The sequence below is a fragment of the Lysinibacillus sp. F12 genome (assembly GCF_057773605.1).
Genome location: NZ_JBYMLP010000001.1, coordinates 1335587 through 1354737, shown reverse-complemented (window position 1 = coordinate 1354737; position 19151 = coordinate 1335587). Strand labels below are relative to the sequence as shown.

At 38.5% G+C, this 19151-nt stretch carries 15 protein-coding genes and 1 pseudogene; 10 read left to right on the top strand and 6 right to left on the bottom strand.

The genetic code is table 11. The features are described 5' to 3' along the window. Positions 1–92: 92 nt before the first annotated feature. The 3 genes and pseudogenes from AC3CH7_RS06755 to AC3CH7_RS06745 form a co-directional block, all read right to left on the bottom strand. Positions 93–425 (bottom strand): annotated as a pseudogene (locus AC3CH7_RS06755) (transposase); the annotation flags it as partial. 242 nt (positions 426–667) lie between these two features. After that, positions 668–994, bottom strand: a complete 327-nt coding sequence (locus tag AC3CH7_RS06750; RefSeq protein WP_012292933.1) for an AzlD domain-containing protein — start codon at positions 992–994, stop codon at positions 668–670. Beyond that, positions 991–1725 carry an AzlC family ABC transporter permease gene (locus AC3CH7_RS06745; protein ID WP_012292934.1) on the bottom strand — a complete coding sequence of 245 codons (735 nt, stop codon included), beginning with the start codon at positions 1723–1725 and terminating at the stop codon, positions 991–993. Before AC3CH7_RS06745 ends, AC3CH7_RS06750 begins: the two co-directional genes overlap by 4 nt. Positions 1726–1850: 125 nt before the next feature. Here AC3CH7_RS06745 and AC3CH7_RS06740 point away from each other — a divergent pair, with 125 nt between their 5' ends. From AC3CH7_RS06740 to AC3CH7_RS06705, 8 genes are all read left to right on the top strand, one after another. Beyond that, positions 1851–2402, top strand: a complete 552-nt coding sequence (locus AC3CH7_RS06740) for a helix-turn-helix domain-containing protein (protein WP_012292935.1) — start codon at positions 1851–1853, stop codon at positions 2400–2402. Between the two features lie 11 nt (positions 2403–2413). Further along, positions 2414–3052, top strand: coding sequence for a TVP38/TMEM64 family protein (locus AC3CH7_RS06735; protein WP_012292936.1), 639 nt, complete (start codon positions 2414–2416; stop codon positions 3050–3052). A gap of 279 nt (positions 3053–3331) precedes the next feature. After that, positions 3332–6841, top strand: a complete 3510-nt coding sequence (gene addB, locus AC3CH7_RS06730) for a helicase-exonuclease AddAB subunit AddB (protein ID WP_488381627.1) — start codon at positions 3332–3334, stop codon at positions 6839–6841. A 1-nt stretch (position 6842) separates the two neighbouring features. After that, a complete protein-coding gene (gene addA / locus AC3CH7_RS06725; protein ID WP_488381626.1) occupies positions 6843–10559 on the top strand; it encodes a helicase-exonuclease AddAB subunit AddA in 3717 nt (1238 codons plus the stop codon). A gap of 82 nt (positions 10560–10641) precedes the next feature. Beyond that, positions 10642–11805: a DUF418 domain-containing protein gene (locus tag AC3CH7_RS06720; RefSeq protein WP_426388353.1), complete on the top strand. Its 1164-nt coding sequence runs from the start codon at positions 10642–10644 to the stop codon at positions 11803–11805. Positions 11806–11932: 127 nt separating this feature from the next. Beyond that, positions 11933–12835 carry a fumarylacetoacetate hydrolase family protein gene (locus AC3CH7_RS06715; RefSeq protein ID WP_012292940.1) on the top strand — a complete coding sequence of 301 codons (903 nt, stop codon included), beginning with the start codon at positions 11933–11935 and terminating at the stop codon, positions 12833–12835. 186 nt (positions 12836–13021) lie between these two features. Continuing rightward, entirely contained in the window at positions 13022–13390 is a 369-nt protein-coding gene (locus AC3CH7_RS06710) for a YisL family protein (protein ID WP_012292941.1), read from the top strand. 198 nt (positions 13391–13588) lie between these two features. Further along, the gene (locus AC3CH7_RS06705) at positions 13589–15055 is read left to right on the top strand and encodes an alpha-amylase family glycosyl hydrolase (RefSeq protein ID WP_036214815.1); all 1467 of its coding nucleotides are present in this window, start codon (positions 13589–13591) and stop codon (positions 15053–15055) included. A gap of 103 nt (positions 15056–15158) precedes the next feature. Here the strand turns inward: AC3CH7_RS06705 and AC3CH7_RS06700 are convergent, their stop codons facing one another. Together AC3CH7_RS06700 and AC3CH7_RS06695 are read right to left on the bottom strand one after the other, a co-directional pair. Further along, positions 15159–16016, bottom strand: a complete 858-nt coding sequence (locus AC3CH7_RS06700) for a DegV family protein (protein WP_012292944.1) — start codon at positions 16014–16016, stop codon at positions 15159–15161. A gap of 144 nt (positions 16017–16160) precedes the next feature. Then, on the bottom strand, positions 16161–16970 hold the full coding sequence (locus AC3CH7_RS06695) for a Cof-type HAD-IIB family hydrolase (protein ID WP_031418748.1): 810 nt from the start codon (positions 16968–16970) through the stop codon (positions 16161–16163). Positions 16971–17091: 121 nt separating this feature from the next. Here AC3CH7_RS06695 and AC3CH7_RS06690 point away from each other — a divergent pair, with 121 nt between their 5' ends. After that, a complete protein-coding gene (locus tag AC3CH7_RS06690) occupies positions 17092–17856 on the top strand; it encodes a prolyl oligopeptidase family serine peptidase (protein WP_031418750.1) in 765 nt (254 codons plus the stop codon). 53 nt (positions 17857–17909) lie between these two features. Further along, positions 17910–18218 carry a metal-sulfur cluster assembly factor gene (locus AC3CH7_RS06685; RefSeq protein ID WP_025116795.1) on the top strand — a complete coding sequence of 103 codons (309 nt, stop codon included), beginning with the start codon at positions 17910–17912 and terminating at the stop codon, positions 18216–18218. Between the two features lie 59 nt (positions 18219–18277). Here the strand turns inward: AC3CH7_RS06685 and AC3CH7_RS06680 are convergent, their stop codons facing one another. Beyond that, entirely contained in the window at positions 18278–18973 is a 696-nt protein-coding gene (locus tag AC3CH7_RS06680) for a Crp/Fnr family transcriptional regulator (RefSeq protein ID WP_012292949.1), read from the bottom strand. Between the last annotated feature and the right edge of the window lie 178 nt (positions 18974–19151).

Below are 19151 nucleotides of genomic sequence, written 5' to 3'. Positions count from 1 at the left end.
AATTGAGAAGTTCACACTCGATTCCTTTTGTCATTTTTTTCTCTTTCATTATGTTTAAAAATGGTAATTTGATATCCAATAAAACAGACTCTTCAAGTATAAGAACTCTTTGAAGCCGCCTGCCACGTCCAAGTAGCTAGTTTCTTTAAATTCATGGCAGCAAGTAGTAGGTATCGCCTGCATGGATAATTTTTTCAGACCTCTAGGTTGTCCATCACATTCCATGCTTTTCCTTTGAATCGGCAAAGACATGCTCAATCGTTTCTTTACGCTTGCATAAATTTGTTTGATGTCATAGGAATGGCATAAATGTTCAGCTTCCTCCACATACAGTTCCCCAATATGGCGTTGAATGAGTTTTTTGTGATTCTTACTTTCTGTATATTGGGAAAGGCTTGACACTTAGCACCATTCAAAGGTTTCGATGTTTCTCAAAAATTTACCTATGTAGATGGGGTACTTTATGTAGAAGTTGATGGGAACGAAGGGCGGCGACTCCTGCGGGAAAAGCGGGAAAGTCGAGATCCTGGACTGAGCGAAGCGAGGGAAGCAGCTCGACCCCGCCCGCGGAAAGCGTCCGCCCGTAGTGGAAATCAACGGCTTTACTTTATTTCATTGAGTTTGTCTACAGCAGTCTAAGGTCAGTCCTCATGGGGGACTGACCTTTTTACATGAAAAATCGCACAGCTGCCATGATGATCACTCCTGCAACGACAGTAATAGATAAACTTTTCGTAATCAGTGCAATAAGTAGCGTTGGAATAAATGTAATAAAGACAGGCCAATCAAGCGTCACAATTTTGCCGCTTTCGGTATCGATTAAATTTTCAATGACAAGAGCACTTAAAATACAAACAGGAATAAAACTAAGCCACTTCAGGACAACATCTGGAAGTGTAACACTGCGTACAAAAATAAAAGGAATGACACGTGGTAGCCATGTGACAAGCGCACAGCCAATAATTAGCCATACCATATAAGCGGTTGTTGTCATTTATCTGTCACCACCCCAATGGTTGCTACGATTACTGTTGCTAGTAAAACAGCCACATGTGAAGGTACTATATAAGATAGACCATACATAATAACAGCCATATAGCCGATTAACTTAATATAATGCACGATTTTACTTTTGCCGACACTACTCAATTGTAAAACTAAAAGAGCGACAAACATAGCGATTAAGGCGAAATCTAATCCCCATTGTTCAGGATTTGCCACCCATTGCCCTAAGAAGGCACCCGTGACACAAGATAAAATCCAAAAAAGATACGCAGTTAAGTTAAGCCCATCCATCCATTTACCGTATAATTTACCGGTTTGCATTTGCTTAGTCACAGCCACTCCAAAGGTTTCATCTGTTAATAAAGTACCGAAGCCTACATTTCTAAGCATGGAATAACGCGTAAAATGAGGTGCTAATGTTAAACTCATTAATAAATGGCGTAAATTGACGACAAAAATGGTTACAATAATAGCAGAAGCAGGACTACTTGTTAAAAGTAGTGCACAAAAGATAAATTGTGCAGAGCCTGCATAAATCAATATAGTTAAAAGGGCGATTTCAAGCACTGATAGTCCTGAAGCGGAACCTACAACACCGAATGCAAGTCCTATACTAATATAACCGAGTAAAGTGGGTACACAATCCTTCACGCCTTGTATAAAGCTATCGTTAGGAGAGCTTGTTGCCGGATCATGATGAAGCTCTGTTGTACTTGTCATAAATAGGTCATCCTTTCTTAAAAATTTCCATGTATACTGTTGATGGAATAGTTTGATAGTTCTTGATGTTTATTAAAGTATACATATGTCTGATAAAATAAACAATAGAAAATTGGTGATTATAAATGGAACAAATGAGTCGAAATTTAGCCTTTCAATTAAAGAAAATTAGACAACAACGTCATTTAAGCTTAGATGATGTTGCCAAAGCGACAGGCGTTAGTAAAGCGCAACTCGCTCAAATAGAAAAAGGAGAGGCCAATCCTACGGTATCAACCATCTGGAAAATAGCTGCTGGTATGCGTATTTCATTTTCTTCATTATTACAGCCGCCAACAGCTCATTTCATGCGTTATAGCAGTAAGGATGTGCCACATGTTGATGAGGATGAGGGACGCTATCGTGTCTATTCAATTATTCCGTATAATCCAGAACGAGGCTGGGAATTCTACAAGGTTGAAATGGAGCCGGGAGCTGTTAGTAGGAGTGAAGCCCATACAGAAGGGGTAGAGGAAACTGTCATGATCATCAAAGGACAAGCTGCTATTTCTGCCGGAGATATGCATGAATTACTGGATGAAGGGGATACACTAGTATTCTCGGGGCATCAACCCCATGAATATCGAAATACATCTGAAGGGTTAACAATTTTTCATTTAATTTTACAGTATAAATAGAGGTGTCGATATTGAAAGAATGGTTTACAGTAGAAAATATTGAACTTGTGGCGGCGCAGTATCGAACACTCGGCCCCATCATTGGTTTACTGCTACCTTTTCTAGAAGCGTTTTTACCATTCCTACCATTAGTGGTGTTCGTTGTAGCTAATGCAAGTGCATTTGGCTTATGGCTTGGGTTTTTATTATCTTGGTTGGGTTCTGCAGCTGGCTCCTATGTAGTGTTTTTGCTTGTCCGACATTTTGGAAAACATCCAAGGTTGCGATTTATAACTGGCAGTAAGAAAGTACAGAAGCTTATTAAGTGGGTGGATATGAATGGTATAAGCCCTCTTTTTGTCCTCCTATGTTTCCCTTTTACACCTTCTGTCATCGTGAATATTGTAGCGGGTTTATCTCATATTCATAAGAAGTTTTACTTAGTCGTATTACTAGCCGGCAAGTTCGTCATGATTTTAGGTATGAGTGTATTGGGATATGATTTAAAATCGTTACTAACAAGCCCCGTGAAATTAATAATTGCAGCTGTTGCAATTGTTGTTTTATGGTTTATCGGTAAGCTGATTGAGAAGCGATTGAATGCCCGTGTAGAGAGAGATTTAAAACAAGCGCGAAATTTGACGAAAAATCAGGATCACCATGTAAGATAAATAGTTGAAGCCTCTTTGAATAGCTGAAGAGGCTGTTTTTTTGTGAAATGAATTCATTGGTTTTTATTGTCTATCGAAGGTTGATAGATAGTATTTGCTAGTTTTTTTCGATAGAATTTAAGATAGCTAACCATCGTTGTTAATGGCGTAATCATTTTTAACGGAATATGATTTAGTGATAGAAACGATAAAAAATAATTTATATATAAATGTTAGTGAATCGCTACTAACGCTCAATCAAGATAGGTAGAAGGCAATCTATAGAGGAGGGAAACGGATATGACATTGCGAATTGTTTCAGGACGCTCAGGAACAGGGAAATCGGTATTTATTCATCAAGAAATTGTTGAACAGCTAAAGAGTGATCCACTAGGTCATCCTATTTTTATAATTGTTCCTGACCAGATGTCTTATTCTACGGAATATGAGCTAACGAATAGGCATGGTTTGCAAGGCTTAATTCGCGCACAAGTGATGACGTTTAAGCGTTTAGCATGGCTCGTTTTACAGGAGACAGGTGGGATTGCTCGTAAAGAAGTAAATGGCTATGGTTATCGAATGCTAATCCGTAAACTTTTGGAGGAACAAAAAAGTGAGTTTTCCTTATTCCGACAAGCTGCTGGAAAACGTGGTTTTACGGAGGAAATTGAAACACTTTTAAAAGAATTTAGTCGATATAGTGTAAATAGCTCTGTTTTAGCTGAGGTAAAGGAATCCTTAAAGGCAATTGACGCGCCAAATACCTTACAAGCCAAAACGAATGATTTATATGTCGTTTTGCAGGCATTAGAGGAACGCCTTGGTACGACATATGTCGATAGTGAGGGTTATTATCCGATTTTAACGGAGCAATTGAAGTATGCTGAAACGATGAAGCAAGCAACCATTTACATTGATGGTTTCACGGCCTTTACGGTGCGAGAGTTAGAGCTGGTCCGTGAATTGCTTAAGGTCACTAAACAGGTAACTGTGGTTCTTCCGATTGATCATATAGACGAAGCTTTTGATGAACAGGCTCTTTTTCATGAAGCGGCGTTAACGAATCAGCGATTACATGATATTGCAAATGAAGAAGGCATAGACGTTGAGCCACCTTTACATTTTTATTATACTCAAAGATTTCAATCTGAAGATTTACAACATGTAGAGGCAAATTTTGCTAATATGGTGCCCCACACCAAAAAAACTTCTGGAGATGTAATGGTATTTGAAGCATCCAATCGTAGAGCGGAGGTTCACGCGATTGCCCGGGAAATAACAAAGCTTACAAGAGAATATGGCTATCGTTATCAAGATATAGTCCTTTTATATCGACAAGCAGAGCTTTACGATCCATTGATTACAAGTATTTTCCAACAATATGAAATTCCTATATTTACAAATACTAAAAAAACAATGCTCCATCATCCATTGATAGAGCTTAGTCGTTCGGCATTAGAAATCATGACGTCTAATTGGAAGTATGAGCCTGTATTTCGAAGTGTAAAAACAGATTTGTTTTTCCCCTTACAAGCGGAGCTAACTATCTGGCGTGAACGAGCTGATCGATTGGAAAATTATTGCTTAGCGCAAGGAATCTATGGTGAACGTTGGTTTGAAGAGCCTCGTTGGTTTTATAAAAAGTATCGTGGGCTTGAGTTCCATTCGCGTGTACAAACAGATGAAGAACGTGCGATGCAAGCAGAAATTGAGGCAATTCGTGACGAAATTCGTCAACCGTTAAAGAGTTTACAAGACAAACTTAGTATAGCGTCAACAGGTAAGGATATTGCCACCGCTTTATTTGAGCTAGTAGAGTCATTACAGGTATATGAGAAGCTTCAAGCTATGAAGGATCGTGAGCTTGAGCGAGGAGATGCACTCGCAGCGAGTGAGCATGAGCAAGCTTGGAATGAATGGATCAATGTACTGGATCAATTTGTCTATATGTTTGGCGAGCAGGAGATGTCAGTGGAGGAAGCGGCTAAAATTCTTGATGAGGGCTTTGATACATTAGAATTTTCTCGCATTCCGCCAACCTTAGATGAGGTTATGGTAGCGACGGTTGATTTAGCTCGTTTATCCAATATTAAAGTGGCCTTTGTTTTAGGGATGAATGATGGTGTGTATCCAACTCGGATGGAATATGAAGGTTTATTGTCAGATACAGAGCGTGAATGGTTTAGTCAAATTGGTTATGAGCTGGCACCAACCTCTTCTAACCGTTTATTACAGGAAAATTTCTTATTTTATCGAGCGGCCTCCACACCGTCAAACAAGCTTTATTTGACGTATCCAACAGCAGATGAAGAAGGAAAGGCACTGTTATCGTCTCTTTATATAAAAAAATTCATCGGAAACGACAAAATAGCTGGGTTGTTGAGTGGTGTTCAAGCGGAGCGTGTTGTAATGGATCCAATTGAATTATTAGATGAAAGTGCTTTACCGTATTTACGCCATCCGCGAACAGCGTTAGCACATTTAATGGTGCAACTACGTCAGGCAGAGCATAGCCGTGAGCTAGCACCAGAATGGTTAGCGTTACAAAAATTTTATCAACAGGACCCATATTGGGCACTTATTTTTGATCGGGTACATTATCCAATTACTCATAAAAATGAAGCAGAGCCATTGGAAACCTATATAACACAAGAGTTATATGGGCAAAAGCTCACATCTAGTGTGTCTCGAATAGAGAAATATTTTAGATGTCCATTTTCTCATTTCACAACGTATGGTCTACGTTTAGAAGAACGTGCGGAGTACCGTTTGGAAACCTTTGCAATGGGTGATTTATTCCATGAGGCGTTAAAGTGGATAACAGAGGAAACTCACCGACTGCAACTATCCTGGATTCGTTTAACAAAACAACAAATTAAACAGTTGGCACGTCAAGCAGTAGAGCAAATTGTTCCTGTCTTCTCCCATCAAATTTTATTGTCTAGTGCACGTTATCGCTATATTCAGCGTAAGCTTATTCGAATTGTGGAACGCACGATGATGGCATTGACGCAGCATGCAAATGTGTCTCACTTTAAACCAATTGCGATCGAGGCATCGTTTGGCCCAGGACAACATGAACAGCTTCCCCCTCTTGAGATTGATTTGACTAGTGGTAAGAAAATGTTTATGCGAGGGCGTATTGATCGAATAGATAGTGCCACGATAGATGACCGCTCTTATTTACGGATTGTTGATTATAAATCATCAGCTCGAGATCTAGATTTAAATGAGGTTTATTATGGTTTGTCTTTACAGGTTCTTACCTATTTAGACGTGGCAATGGAAAATAGCACCTATTGGCTTCCAGGGGAAACAGAACCTGCTGGGGTACTGTATGTCCATGTCCATAACCCCATGTTAAAACTAGATAAGGATATGACGGATAGTGAAATAGAAGAGGACCGATTAAAGCAGTATAAAATGAAGGGTCTACTGTCTGAGAATGCTGAATCCATTTTATCAATGGACGAGCAGTTAGAGGAAAGTAGTGGTCACTCAAAAATTATCCCAGTCTATATGAAAAAAGATGGAACACCTTCTGAATCGCAATCTCGCATTGTGCCTGTGAAGGATATGAAAAGACTTCAGCATTTCGTACGTCGTAAGCATCAGGAGGCTGGGAATGGGATTTTGTCTGGTGACACGGCCATCAGCCCGTATAAATTAAAATCCAAAACGGCCTGTGATTATTGTCAGTTTGCAGCAGTTTGTCAATTTGATCCATCTGATGGTAAACAAAACTATCGTCAGTTAATGCAAGCGAAACCAAATGAAATTGTTGATAAAATTCGGAAGGAGATAGAGTAGCATGGTCCAAACAATTCCTATAAAGCCGGCGGATGTCTCATGGACAGACGATCAGTGGAAAGCCATTTACGCTAGTGGTCAGGATACACTTGTGTCGGCTGCAGCGGGGTCTGGGAAAACAGCGGTACTGATTAATCGTATGATTGAAAAAGTTATTGCTACTGACAATCCCATCAATGTAGATGAGCTACTGGTGGTGACCTTTACGAATGCTTCAGCAGCTGAAATGCGCCATCGAATGTCAGAAGCTCTAGAAAAGGCTATAGTAGAAAATCCAACTTCCAGTCATTTAAGACGACAACTGAGTCTTATTAATAAGGCGCAAATATCAACATTGCATTCTTTTTGTTTAGCAATTGTTAAACAGTACGCTTATTTGCTCGACATCGATCCTGGATTTCGTATTGCTAATGAGGCAGAGGTAGCCTTATTAAGAGATGATATAGTAGCGGATGTTTTAGAAGGAGCCTATGATTCTGAAGAAGAGACACAGGTACAAGCTATTTATCGACTTGTGGATAGCTTTACGTCAGATCGAGATGATCAGGCTATAGAAACGCTGATTAGTAAGCTTTATGATACTTCTCGGGTACACGCAGAGCCTCAAAGATGGCTGTGGAGCTTACCGAAAGCTTATGAATTAGCGGAGGAAGTGACAATTGATGATTTAGAGCTATCCCACTATGTTAAATTGACTGTTCGACATAGTTTGGAGGAAGCCTTCGTACTAATTTCAGAAATGCGAGCAATTACCCTCCAACCCGATGGACCAGCCCCATATGCTGAAACGGCAGAAATTGATTTTGCTATGATTCAGGAAGGGATTCGAATAAGTCAGGAAGGTACATGGCAGGAACTCTTTGATTATTTTGCGACTGTCAAGTGGTCTACATTAAAGCGAGTATCAAAGGATGCTTTAGTAGACGTGGAGTTACAGGAGCTTGCAAAGAAAAAGCGGGAAGCAGCGAAAAAAATTATGAATAAAATGAAAGAAACCTATTTTATTCGCACCCCCGCACGTTTGCTAGAAGAAATACGCTTGATGGCGCCAATCATTGGCACATTAGTGGAATTGACGACTATTTTTAGTGAGCAATTCAGACTTGCCAAGTTAGAGCGAGGTATTATTGATTTTTCAGATTTAGAGCATTATGCACTGCAAATTTTAACAGTTGAGGTAGATGGAGAGCTACAGCCATCCCCCGTAGCGCTTGATCTGAAAAAACGTTTTAAGGAAGTACTTGTGGATGAATATCAGGATACAAATATGCTACAGGAAACGATTTTACAACTTGTCAAATCAGGAGAAGAACAGGATGGAAATCTGTTTATGGTGGGAGACGTCAAGCAAAGTATTTATCGTTTCCGCTTAGCCGAACCTAAGCTCTTTATGAGGAAATATAGTGAGTTTTTGGAAACGCCTGATGCAACGGGCATGCGTATCGATTTAAATGCCAACTTTCGTAGTCGTAAAGAGGTATTGAACGCGACAAACTATATTTTTGCTCAAATTATGGGTGAGCGTGTCGGCGAAATTCTCTATGATGACAATGCGTCATTAAAGCCAGCAGCGCCCTATGATGAAAAAGAAGTACCTGTTGAGCTTGTCGTGATGCATCCTCCACAGGATGAGGAAACAGTAGACGAGCAAGAGGATAAAACTGATGAAGCATCTGAGTTAGAGGAATTAAAAAAGTCACAATATGAAGCACGCTTTATTATTGATCGTATACGACAGATGATGGAAGATGGCACCACTGTCTATGATACGAAATCAATGACAGAAAGGCCATTGAAGTATAGTGATATTGTTATTTTAATGCGCTCTATGACATGGTCGACGGATTTAGTGGAGGAATTTAAACTAGCGGGTATTCCACTTTATGCAGAGTCGTCCAAGGGCTATTTTGATGCACTGGAAGTCATGATTATATTAAATGTCCTAAAGGTAGTGGATAACCCTTATCAGGACATCCCCTTGGCTTCTGTACTGCGTGCACCTTTTGTTGGCTTGACGGAAAATGAATTAGCTAAAATCCGCTTAGCTGATTCAAAGGTACCTTTCTATGATGCATTACGACAATTTATTCGAAGTGAAGGACAGGGAGTACAGACGACTACATTTGAAAAACTTCAACGCTTTATGCTAGCTTTTGAAAATTGGCGAGATTTAGCACGGCGTGGATCACTATCAGATTTAATTTGGAAGATTTATTTAGATACACATTATTATGAAATGGTTGGTGCAATGCCCAATGGTAAGCAGCGGCAGGCCAATTTACGTATCTTACATGATCGTGCATTAATGTATGAGCAAACGGCCTTTCGAGGACTCTTCCGCTTTTTACGCTTTATAGATCGGATGCGTACACGCGGAGATGATTTAGGGACTGCTAAATCAATTGGTGAAAAGGACGACGTAGTACGCCTTGTGACCATTCACTCCTCCAAGGGATTAGAATACCCTGTAGTCTTTGTGGCAGGAATGGGACGCCCATTTAATAAGATGGATTTTCATCATCCTTATTTATTCGACCAAGATTTTGGCCTAGCTGTAAAGGCCATTGACCCAGAAAATCGAATAACTTATACTTCATTACCGTTTTTGGCGCTGAAAGAGAAAAAAGAGCTGGAAATGCGTGCAGAGGAAATGCGTGTCTTATATGTTGCCATGACACGTGCAAAGGAACGTTTGATTTTAGTGGGCTCCGTGAAAAATTGGGAGAAAACACGAGACAACTGGCAGGATGCACAAAATATACCGAGTGATGCTCAGCTTCAAGAATATTTGCGGGCTAGAGCTAATAGTTATCTAGACTGGATTGGACCAGCTGTGGCAAGACATGGTGACTTTGCCTCCCAAGCTACCACTTCATATAAAGAATTGGACAGTCCATCCCATTGGTGGATACAGCCCATTGATACGAGACATTATTCGTATGATATACAGGCATTTAATGATGAAATACAACAACACCTTACAACACAAGAGGATGAGGCACTTTTATCTGAAATAAAGGCACGCTTTCACGCGCAGTATACGTATCAAAAATCAACAAGAAAACGCTCTAAAACGTCGGTCAGTGAAATTAAACGTTTAGAAAACTTACAGCGTCAGGAGGAGCCAGAATATTATTTTGCTACTCCAGCTAAGCGGACTTCAGCTTCTATTGCACCACGACCAACCTTTTTACAGGATCAACAGCTAACAGGCGCGGAAATAGGAACGGCTGTACATACAGTGATGCAGCATATTCCGCAGTTTGGCTTTGATACTATTGAAGCTGTAAAAGGCTTTGTAGCAAATTTAGTAGCAAAACAGCTACTAACAGAGGCAGAGGGAAAAGTGGTTCCGATAAAGAAAGTTTATCATTTCTTTCATACCGAAATTGGACAACGCTTTAAGCAGGCAAGACAGATACGTAGAGAAATGCCATTTACTATTAGTAGAGTAGATGAAGATGGGGATGCTCAAATCGTCCAAGGGATTATCGATTGTTTGTTTGAGGATGAATATGGTAACTGGGTCTTGCTAGATTACAAGACAGACCGCATCCTCCCACATTTTGCAAAGGAGCCCGCCCTGACAAAGGAAATAATGGGGCGTTATGCTGTTCAGCTTCGTGTTTATAGTGAAGCTATTGAATCGATTTTACAAATTAAAGTAAGTGAAAAAGTGCTGTATTTATTCGATAATGAACAAACTGTACAGGCATAAGCATTTGTTATGGAAAGCGGAGTCATGCAATTTTTGCTTGCTCTGCTTACACCATAGCTGCTATTTAAGAGGGGGCTATTTTGTGGAGTTTAAACCGACAATGTTGCAGAATCGACTGGCAACATTAGATATTTTACGAGGTATTAGTTTATTAGGTATTTTACTCGTAAATATGTATGCATTTTATTTGCCAATGCCGCATATTGATTTGGCATCTTGGTTTACAACACCATCCGATATCGTTTGGCAGAAAAATTTAGATATTTATGTACAAGGTAGCTTTTATCCACTATTTGCGATGCTATTCGGTTATGGGCTTGCCATGCAGTGGCAAAAAGCACAAAGTCGTGAGCAAAATTTCTATACGCTAGGATTACGAAGACTTTCTGTATTATTTGCCTTTGGTTTAATACATGCCGTACTTATATGGTGGGGCGATATTTTAATGGTGTACGCCTTTTGTGGGGTATTTTTAGTGCTTTTACTACGTTTAAGCCCTATTTGGTTATTGATTAGTGCAATTATCATGAATGGTTTGATGCAAGTTTTTATGTTATTTGTTTTAGGGATTATGGAGTTTAATACGAAGGTGGATGACTATTTAGATATTGTATCTGTTGAGAAGGCGATTACGGCTTATGGGACTGGAAACTGGCTAGATGCCTTTATGCAACGCTTAACAGACTTATCGATGCAAGCAAGTATAGGGATGTGGTTTGCCGCATTGTTTACTATTTTACCATATATGTTAATAGGCGCAGCTGCATCAAAATGGCGTCTAGTAGAGCGAGCAAAAGAATTAAAATGGCTGTGGCTAGCACTTGCCCTTGCCGGATTGATTATCGGCATAACAATCAAAAGTTTGCCTATTATGCTTACACGGACATATTTATTAGATTATTTAAAGGTATACATAGGTGGCCCTATCCTTTCTGTGGGATATATCGCGGTCATAGTGCTACTTTGCCTGCTGCCAATTGTACCTAAGCTACTTAGTCCTTTTGGCAAAATTGGAAGAATGTCGTTAACGATGTATATATTGCAATCCATAATCGGCACGTGTTTATTCTATCAATTTGGCTTTGGTTGGTATGGGAAAATAAGTGTAGAAACAGGTGTATTCATTGCCTTTGGAATAATTGTTGTACAAATGATCATAGCCGAAATTTGGTTATCAAAATGGAAGCAAGGTCCGTTAGAGGCTTTATGGCGCAAATTAACGTATAAGGAAAAAGGAAAAATATGATAATATATTCCGCTTCACATGCATAATTTATGAAGATATAACAACTTATAAAATTATTGTCGCAAAAGTGAGGCAATTTCTATCATATTGTTGTATCATGTAGAAAAAAGAAGGAGCTCTTTCAATCATGAAAATTTTATCATTCAAATTAGGTGGACATGTAAGCTTTGGACCAAAAGTAAAAAAAGAAGAAGCGGTATGGGATGTACTCGCTATTCAAAATGAACTTCAAGTTCTCCCTTCTTTTTCAAGTTCAATTGTAGATGGCATTGCTTTAGGCTTTGATTTTGTTGAACAGATTCGTAAATTAGTAGAAGCAGCTGAAAAATCAGATCGTGCTAATAGTTTTAAACGTGAATTTACAGAAATCGAGTGGCTTTCACCAATCCCACGTACACCTAAAAATATTATGTGTATAGGTAAAAATTATAATGAACATGCCAAAGAAATGGGTGCAGAGGCAGCACCAACGGAATTAATGGTATTTACAAAATCACCAACGGCTATTGCAGCAGATGGACAAACGCTTTCCATCCATGCGGACCTTTCATCTAAAATGGATTATGAAGGGGAGCTTGCTATCGTTATTGGAAAACGTGGTAAAAACATTCCGAAAAACTTAGCATATGATTATGTTTTTGGTTATACAATTGCCAATGATATAACAGCTCGTGATTTACAAGAGAAGCATAAACAGTTCTTCTTAGGTAAAAGCTTGGAGGGCACTTGTCCGCTTGGACCATACCTTGTAACAAAGGATGAAATTCCGAATCCTCAGGACTTAACAGTAGTCACAAAAGTAAACGATGAAGTACGCCAAAACGGCTCGACGAAGGACATGATGTTCTCAGTTGAAACTTTAGTATCTATCCTATCTGAGCATGTAACACTAGAGCCAGGCGATGTTATTTTAACAGGTACACCAGCAGGAGTTGGTAAAGGCATGAACCCGCCACAATTCTTAAAAGCTGGAGATACAGTAAAAGTATCTATTCAAGGCATTGGTACTTTAGTCAACCATTTTGAATAATAAAAGGGAATCCGTGTGAGTCTTTACTCCGCGGATTTTTTTATTACTCCCTGTGTAAGTTGCTTTCTAGGGAGTTTCTAAGTCGCAAATAGTGTAAATTATGTGAACACTATTGTAATGTTTGAAACCCTTTCCATCGCATGGTAGGATAGAGTTTGATAGAAAAATGAATGAGGTGGGACAAACATGGGTTTTTTAACTAGCCAAACGCATTTGCATATTACTACGTGGGTAGTAGCTATTGTTATCTTTTTAATCGCTGCGCTAATGGGCAAGCAATCAAAAGGCTTACATATGACATTGCGTCTATTCTATGTACTAATTATCATTACAGGTGGGGCATTATTCATTGAAGGCATGAATTACAACATGGGCATGCTTTACGGCTTTAAATTCATAGGTGGTATTCTAGTAATTGGTATGATGGAAATGGTATTAGTACGCCAAAAGAAAAATAAACCAACTGGCATGTTCTGGATTTTATTTGCAGTATTCTTATTGATTACATTGTTCCTAGGCTTCAAGCTACCAATGGGTCAAAATTTCTTAGCATAATATTTGGTGAAAGTCGTGAAGTATGTGCTTCGCGGCTTTTATTTTTTTTAAGCAGATAGCATACTGAAATGGAAGTGAACGGACACCTTTTTGCCGTAATTCGTTCCGCATTTTCGTAAAATCTTTTGAAATGATAGCGACGAGACAGTGTTATTTGGTAAAATGACGATGGATTGGTTTGAAAGAGAGGGAATAACAGTGAAATTCAAGAAGTGGATAAGTGCGACAGCTGCATCACTTTTACTAGCTACTACATTTGTAAGTACTACACCTGTTGCGCATGCGGATGCAAAAGCGACAACATCGATTGCAGAAGAGAGCATCTATGATTTACTCGTTGACCGTTTCTTTAATGGCTCGGGCACAAACGATTTTGATACAAATACGCAAGACCCTTCGAAATTTGCAGGGGGGGATTTTACAGGTCTACAAGATAAATTAAAATTTATCGGTGAAATGGGTTATACAATTGTTTCCATTGGACCTATTTACTCTACAGAAAAATATGATGGATCTATGCCAACAAGCTATTCTACGATTGAACGCCATTTTGGGACTACAGAAGAATTCCAAAGTGTTGTAGAGGCCTATAAAGCTAAAAACATGTCTATCATGGTGGATTTCCCACTCAGTGATGTAAGTCCTAATCATGAATGGGCAAAGGATGCTGCCAAAGCAGACTGGATTGCTTCTACGAATAATGGGCAAATTCAGTGGGATTTATCGAATAAAGACGTGCAAGAAGCGCTTATTCAATCAGCCATAGATTTTGTTTCTACATATGATATTGGTGGGATTCGATTAACCCATATTTCAGATGCTGATACGGATTTTATAAATAACATGATAGCTGCATTAAAAGATACTAAAGCCTCTCTTTATGTCATAACAAATGAAGCGAGCGATGCTGATTTTGATGCAACCTTCTCAACGGAGACAGCAGAAATTTATCGTAATATCTTTAAGAATGTTGATATGGACTCGTCTAAATTAACAGAGCCATTTTCAGGAGAAAAACCGACGCAAATTATGGTAGATTCTCTAGAAACCCACCGTTTTACATTCGATTCTGCGAATGAAAATATGTTCCCGCCTACACGTTTAAAAATGGCTATGGGTGCTTTATTTATGATGCCAGGAACTCCAGTTGTCCAATATGGTACAGAAATTGCGATGAACGGGGAAGCTAAACCTGATACACATCAACTTTATAACTTTAAAACAGATGAAGAATTAATTGATTATATAAAAAATGTTCAAACCTTACGAAATCAGTCTGCCACTCTACGTAATGGTGATTTTAAAGTCATTACAAATGAAAATGGTCTACTTGTCTTTACACGTACTTCGGATGAAGAACAATGGGTAATTATGGTTAATAATACGAGCAAAACACAACGCGTGGACTTAACACCTGAACAACTGGGTGAAGGGAAAATGCTAAACGGGATTTTACATGAGGAAAAAGTTCGTATAAATGAAAAGCAAGTTTATCCAGTTATTTTAGACAGAGAAATGGTAGAGATTTATCAGGTTCGAAATGATGAGGGATTAAACGTGCCGTATATGGTTGCTCTTGGCTTAGTTTGGGTCATCTTTATTGGCTTTGTTGTCATCATCATTAGACGAGGAAAAGTTCGTCGTCAAGAACAAGACGCTTCTTAATAATTTCACAAAGAAAATAGCATGCTAGGAGTCGTCCTAACATGCTATTTTTGTTTTCATTCAGTGAAGTTCAAACAGCTCGGCAATGCCAATCATTCATGGCTTAGCCTTGATAGCTCTTATTCGTGAAGAAGATTGCGATAGTGCCCGGCCCCACATGTGAACCGATCGCTGAGCCAATCATTGTAATTTGAACCGACTGTGGAGAAAAACGCTCCTGAATGGATGCCTTTGCTTCATTGGCAAAGGCCACATCATCACTATGACTAATACCAACAATTTTATTCGTAAAGCTACCTCCACGCTCCTGCATTAAATCCAGCATACGATTAAGTGCTTTTTTACGACCACGTGATTTTTCTATCGGTACAAGCTTGCCATCTTCTACATTTAAAATAGGTTTAATACTTAGAAGACCACCTAAAAAGGCACTAGCCTTTGAGACACGCCCACCCTTAGCGAGGTAGTCCAAATCTTCAACTGTAAATAAATGCTCCATCTGAGGAGCGAAAGCGCTAATTCTAGTCGCTACATCTTCAAAGGAGGTTCCTAAATTTCTAAGTCGAACAGCTTCTTCTACAACAAGTCCATGTCCTAGTGATGCACATTTAGAGTCAATAATGACTAACTTCAATGAAGGATATTGTTCTAATACTTGATTCCGAATCATTTGAGCAGTACTATATGTGCCGGATAATTCTGAAGAAAAGGCAATATAGATACCTTCCTCCTCTTTTTTGGCTAAATCTTCAAAGTGCTTCAAGAAAAGCTCTGGCGATACTTGAGATGTTTTTGGTTGGGCACCTTGACGGATTCCATCATAAACCTCTTTGGAATCAATGGAAATGACATCTTCATATTCTTTGTTGTTCAATTGCACTCGTAAAGGGAGTAGCACGACATCATTTTCTTCATAGTAAGACTTTGGTAAATCACATCCACTATCCGTAAAAATCTTCATTCTCTTGTCCCCCTAATTTCAACTTACTTTTTAAAGCCTGTTTAGCTTTATTCAGTCGGTACTCACTTAAGTCAACCGGAAGGGGTACCACTGAATAAAGTTAAACTGGTAAAAATGGTATAGTAACTTGAAGTTACTACTTAACTATGATAATTTCAAGCGTTCGATGAGTATTTTTGCAATCCCATCCTCATTATTTGTCGTAGTTATTTCATTGGCAATATTTTTAAGGCTTGATATACCATTCCCCATCGCTACGCCAATTCCAGCATATTCAATCATCTCTAAATCATTGTCTTCATCACCAAATGCAATAATGCGTTCACGCGGAATACCTAAATCCTTTGCTACGTGTGCAATGCCTACTGCTTTATTTAAGCCACGGCGAACAATTTCTATAATATGAAGCGGTGCTCCCCAACGACGGTGTTCAATAACTTCAGCGTGTACAGCCTGTAAATGGTCACGAATAATGACAGAATTGGCTTCATTTGCCTGTATCAGTAAACTTGTAGGATTATCTAAGAGATGTGTGTATAAATCCCCAAGTGTAATTTTGGGATTACCCATATTAAAAATATTTAAGATGCGATCATCCTCTGTGTGTACATAAATATCATCTTTTACCTCAGCAATAATATTTTCATACTCATAACTATTAATGGAATGAACGACATCATGGACAACACTTAAATCAATGGGAGTGTGCATATGCTGCCAAGAGGCATTTTTAGGGTGATGCACATAAGCTCCATTAAAATTGACTATTGGTGTTGTAAGCCCAAGCTCATGATAATAAATATCACTAGCACGATATGGACGGCCAGTTGCAATCATCACTTGATGCCCCTGTTCCTTAGCCTGCAATAATGATTTTTTTGTTTTTGAGGAAATTTGTTGTTGGTCTGTTAATAAAGTACCATCTAAATCTAACACGATTAAATGCGGTTTCATAGCTCGTTGCCCCTTTCCTATAGTTTGAATAGTATCTCTTTGTCTTTCATTCGTCAAAATTTTGTCACAGTGAAAAAAGTTTGCTAACATAAAGATGAGACAAGAGTTGGGAGTGACAAGAATGTTTGTAGAAAAAGAAATGTGGGGAAATATTCCTTTATTACATATACATTCAGACAATATGAATGAAGAAACACCGGTAGTGATCTTTTTACACGGCTTTATGAGTGCAAAAGAACATAACTTACACTATGCATATCAATTGGTGCATAAAGGGGTGCGTGTCCTATTACCAGATGCAAAATTTCATGGTGATCGTAACGAAGGCCTAACAGAGATGCAAATGAACTTGAAATTTTGGGACATTGTTATAAATTCTATTCATGAAGTGGAACAATTATATAATGAATTAAAGAATAAAAATTTATTAGCTAATCATAAAGTTGGCCTAGCAGGTACGTCCATGGGTGGTATTGTGACATCAGGCTGCCTTAAGCTTTATGATTGGATTCAAACGGCTGCAATATGTATGGGTGCGCCTGGTTTTATAAAGTTGGGTGAATACCAATTACAGCAATTCATAAAAAGTGGTGTCAATTGGCCCATGACAGAGAATGATGTTCAAAAAATTAATGAGGTCCTAGCTAACTATGATGTTAGTCTAACTCCTGAAAAATTTGCGGGACGCCCGATATTCTTTTGGCACGGTGAATTAGATAAAACCGTCCCTTTCCATGAAACATATAAATTTTATGAAACATTACGGGAATACTATCAAGCAAACCCTGAAAATTTAACATTCATGGTGAATAAAAAGGCTGGACATGTTGTACCACGTGATGGAATGTTGGCAGCAACAGAGTGGCTTGCAGAGCATTTGGCATAATATGATGCATCTGCTATGATAAGGTTAACACTATGATGGAAGGAGAAATGGGAATGGATCAGGATATGAAAGATAGCATGTTAGGTGCATTAGAAAATGTAATTGACCCTGAGCTTGGAATTGATATCGTCAACTTAGGTTTAGTATATGATGTAGATTTAGATGATGAAGGTGTAGCAACGGTTACAATGACGTTAACATCGATGGGCTGTCCACTTGGCCCAGTGATTGTGGATCAAGTGAATACAGCATTAAACGAGCTTCCAGAAGTGAAAAGTACAAATGTAAATATTGTATGGAATCCACCTTGGTCAAAAGACAAAATGTCACGCTATGCCAAAATGGCATTGGGTGTACGCTAATAGTGTCTATTAAAAATCCCTGCTTATTTTTAATAAGCAGGGATTTAGCATGTAACGAATTAATCGATACGGCATACTTGTAATGGACAATTTTCGCAGGCAATCTCATTTTTTAAAAATTGTAAATCATGAATAGTAATAAAGCCTTTGTCAAAAGTCAAAATGTCATGTTTTTTTAAATCATTCAACATGCGATTAATCATTTCACGACTAGTCGCACACAAATTTGCAATTTCCGTATTTGTTAGTTGAAACTCAATAAAAATGGAACCATCCTCTAAAAGCTTACCATACGTATTAGATAGACGAATGAGCGTTGAAAACAAGGCACCCTTTTTTCCGTTTAACACTAAATCACGCAAACGACTCTGATGCTTTAAATTTTCTGTTTGTAGCCACTTCATATATTCCACCATAATCGTAGGCTGTTCTTCCAGTAAATGTTCTAATGACTGCCGACTTAAAACATATAGCGTAGCAGATTCTAAAACTTTTGCAGTCATGGAATTATAGACAAGGTTACAAAATAATGAACCCTCTCCAATGATACTATCAGGACCACATATTCGAATCGTCAATTCCTTCCCAGTTTCGGTTTCTTGACTAATCGATACAACACCCGACTTAATATAGTAAATTTCCTTTGACCGTTCACCTTCTAGAAAAATTTTATTCCCTTTATTTACTTTGATAAAAACACCATGCTTTTGAAAAAGGTCCATAATTTTTTCTAACATATTATCCTTTGAAACCATATCTCCAACACATCGCTTTCTTTTTGTAATAAATGGCGATTATTACAAAAGGACAGTGGATTTTTCGATACTTAAACATAGAAACATACCATTATTATAACGTAAATGTTTATTTATAAGTGTAAAAATTTAGTGCTATTTCTTTGCATAAGAATTGTCGAGTGATGTAAAATAAAGT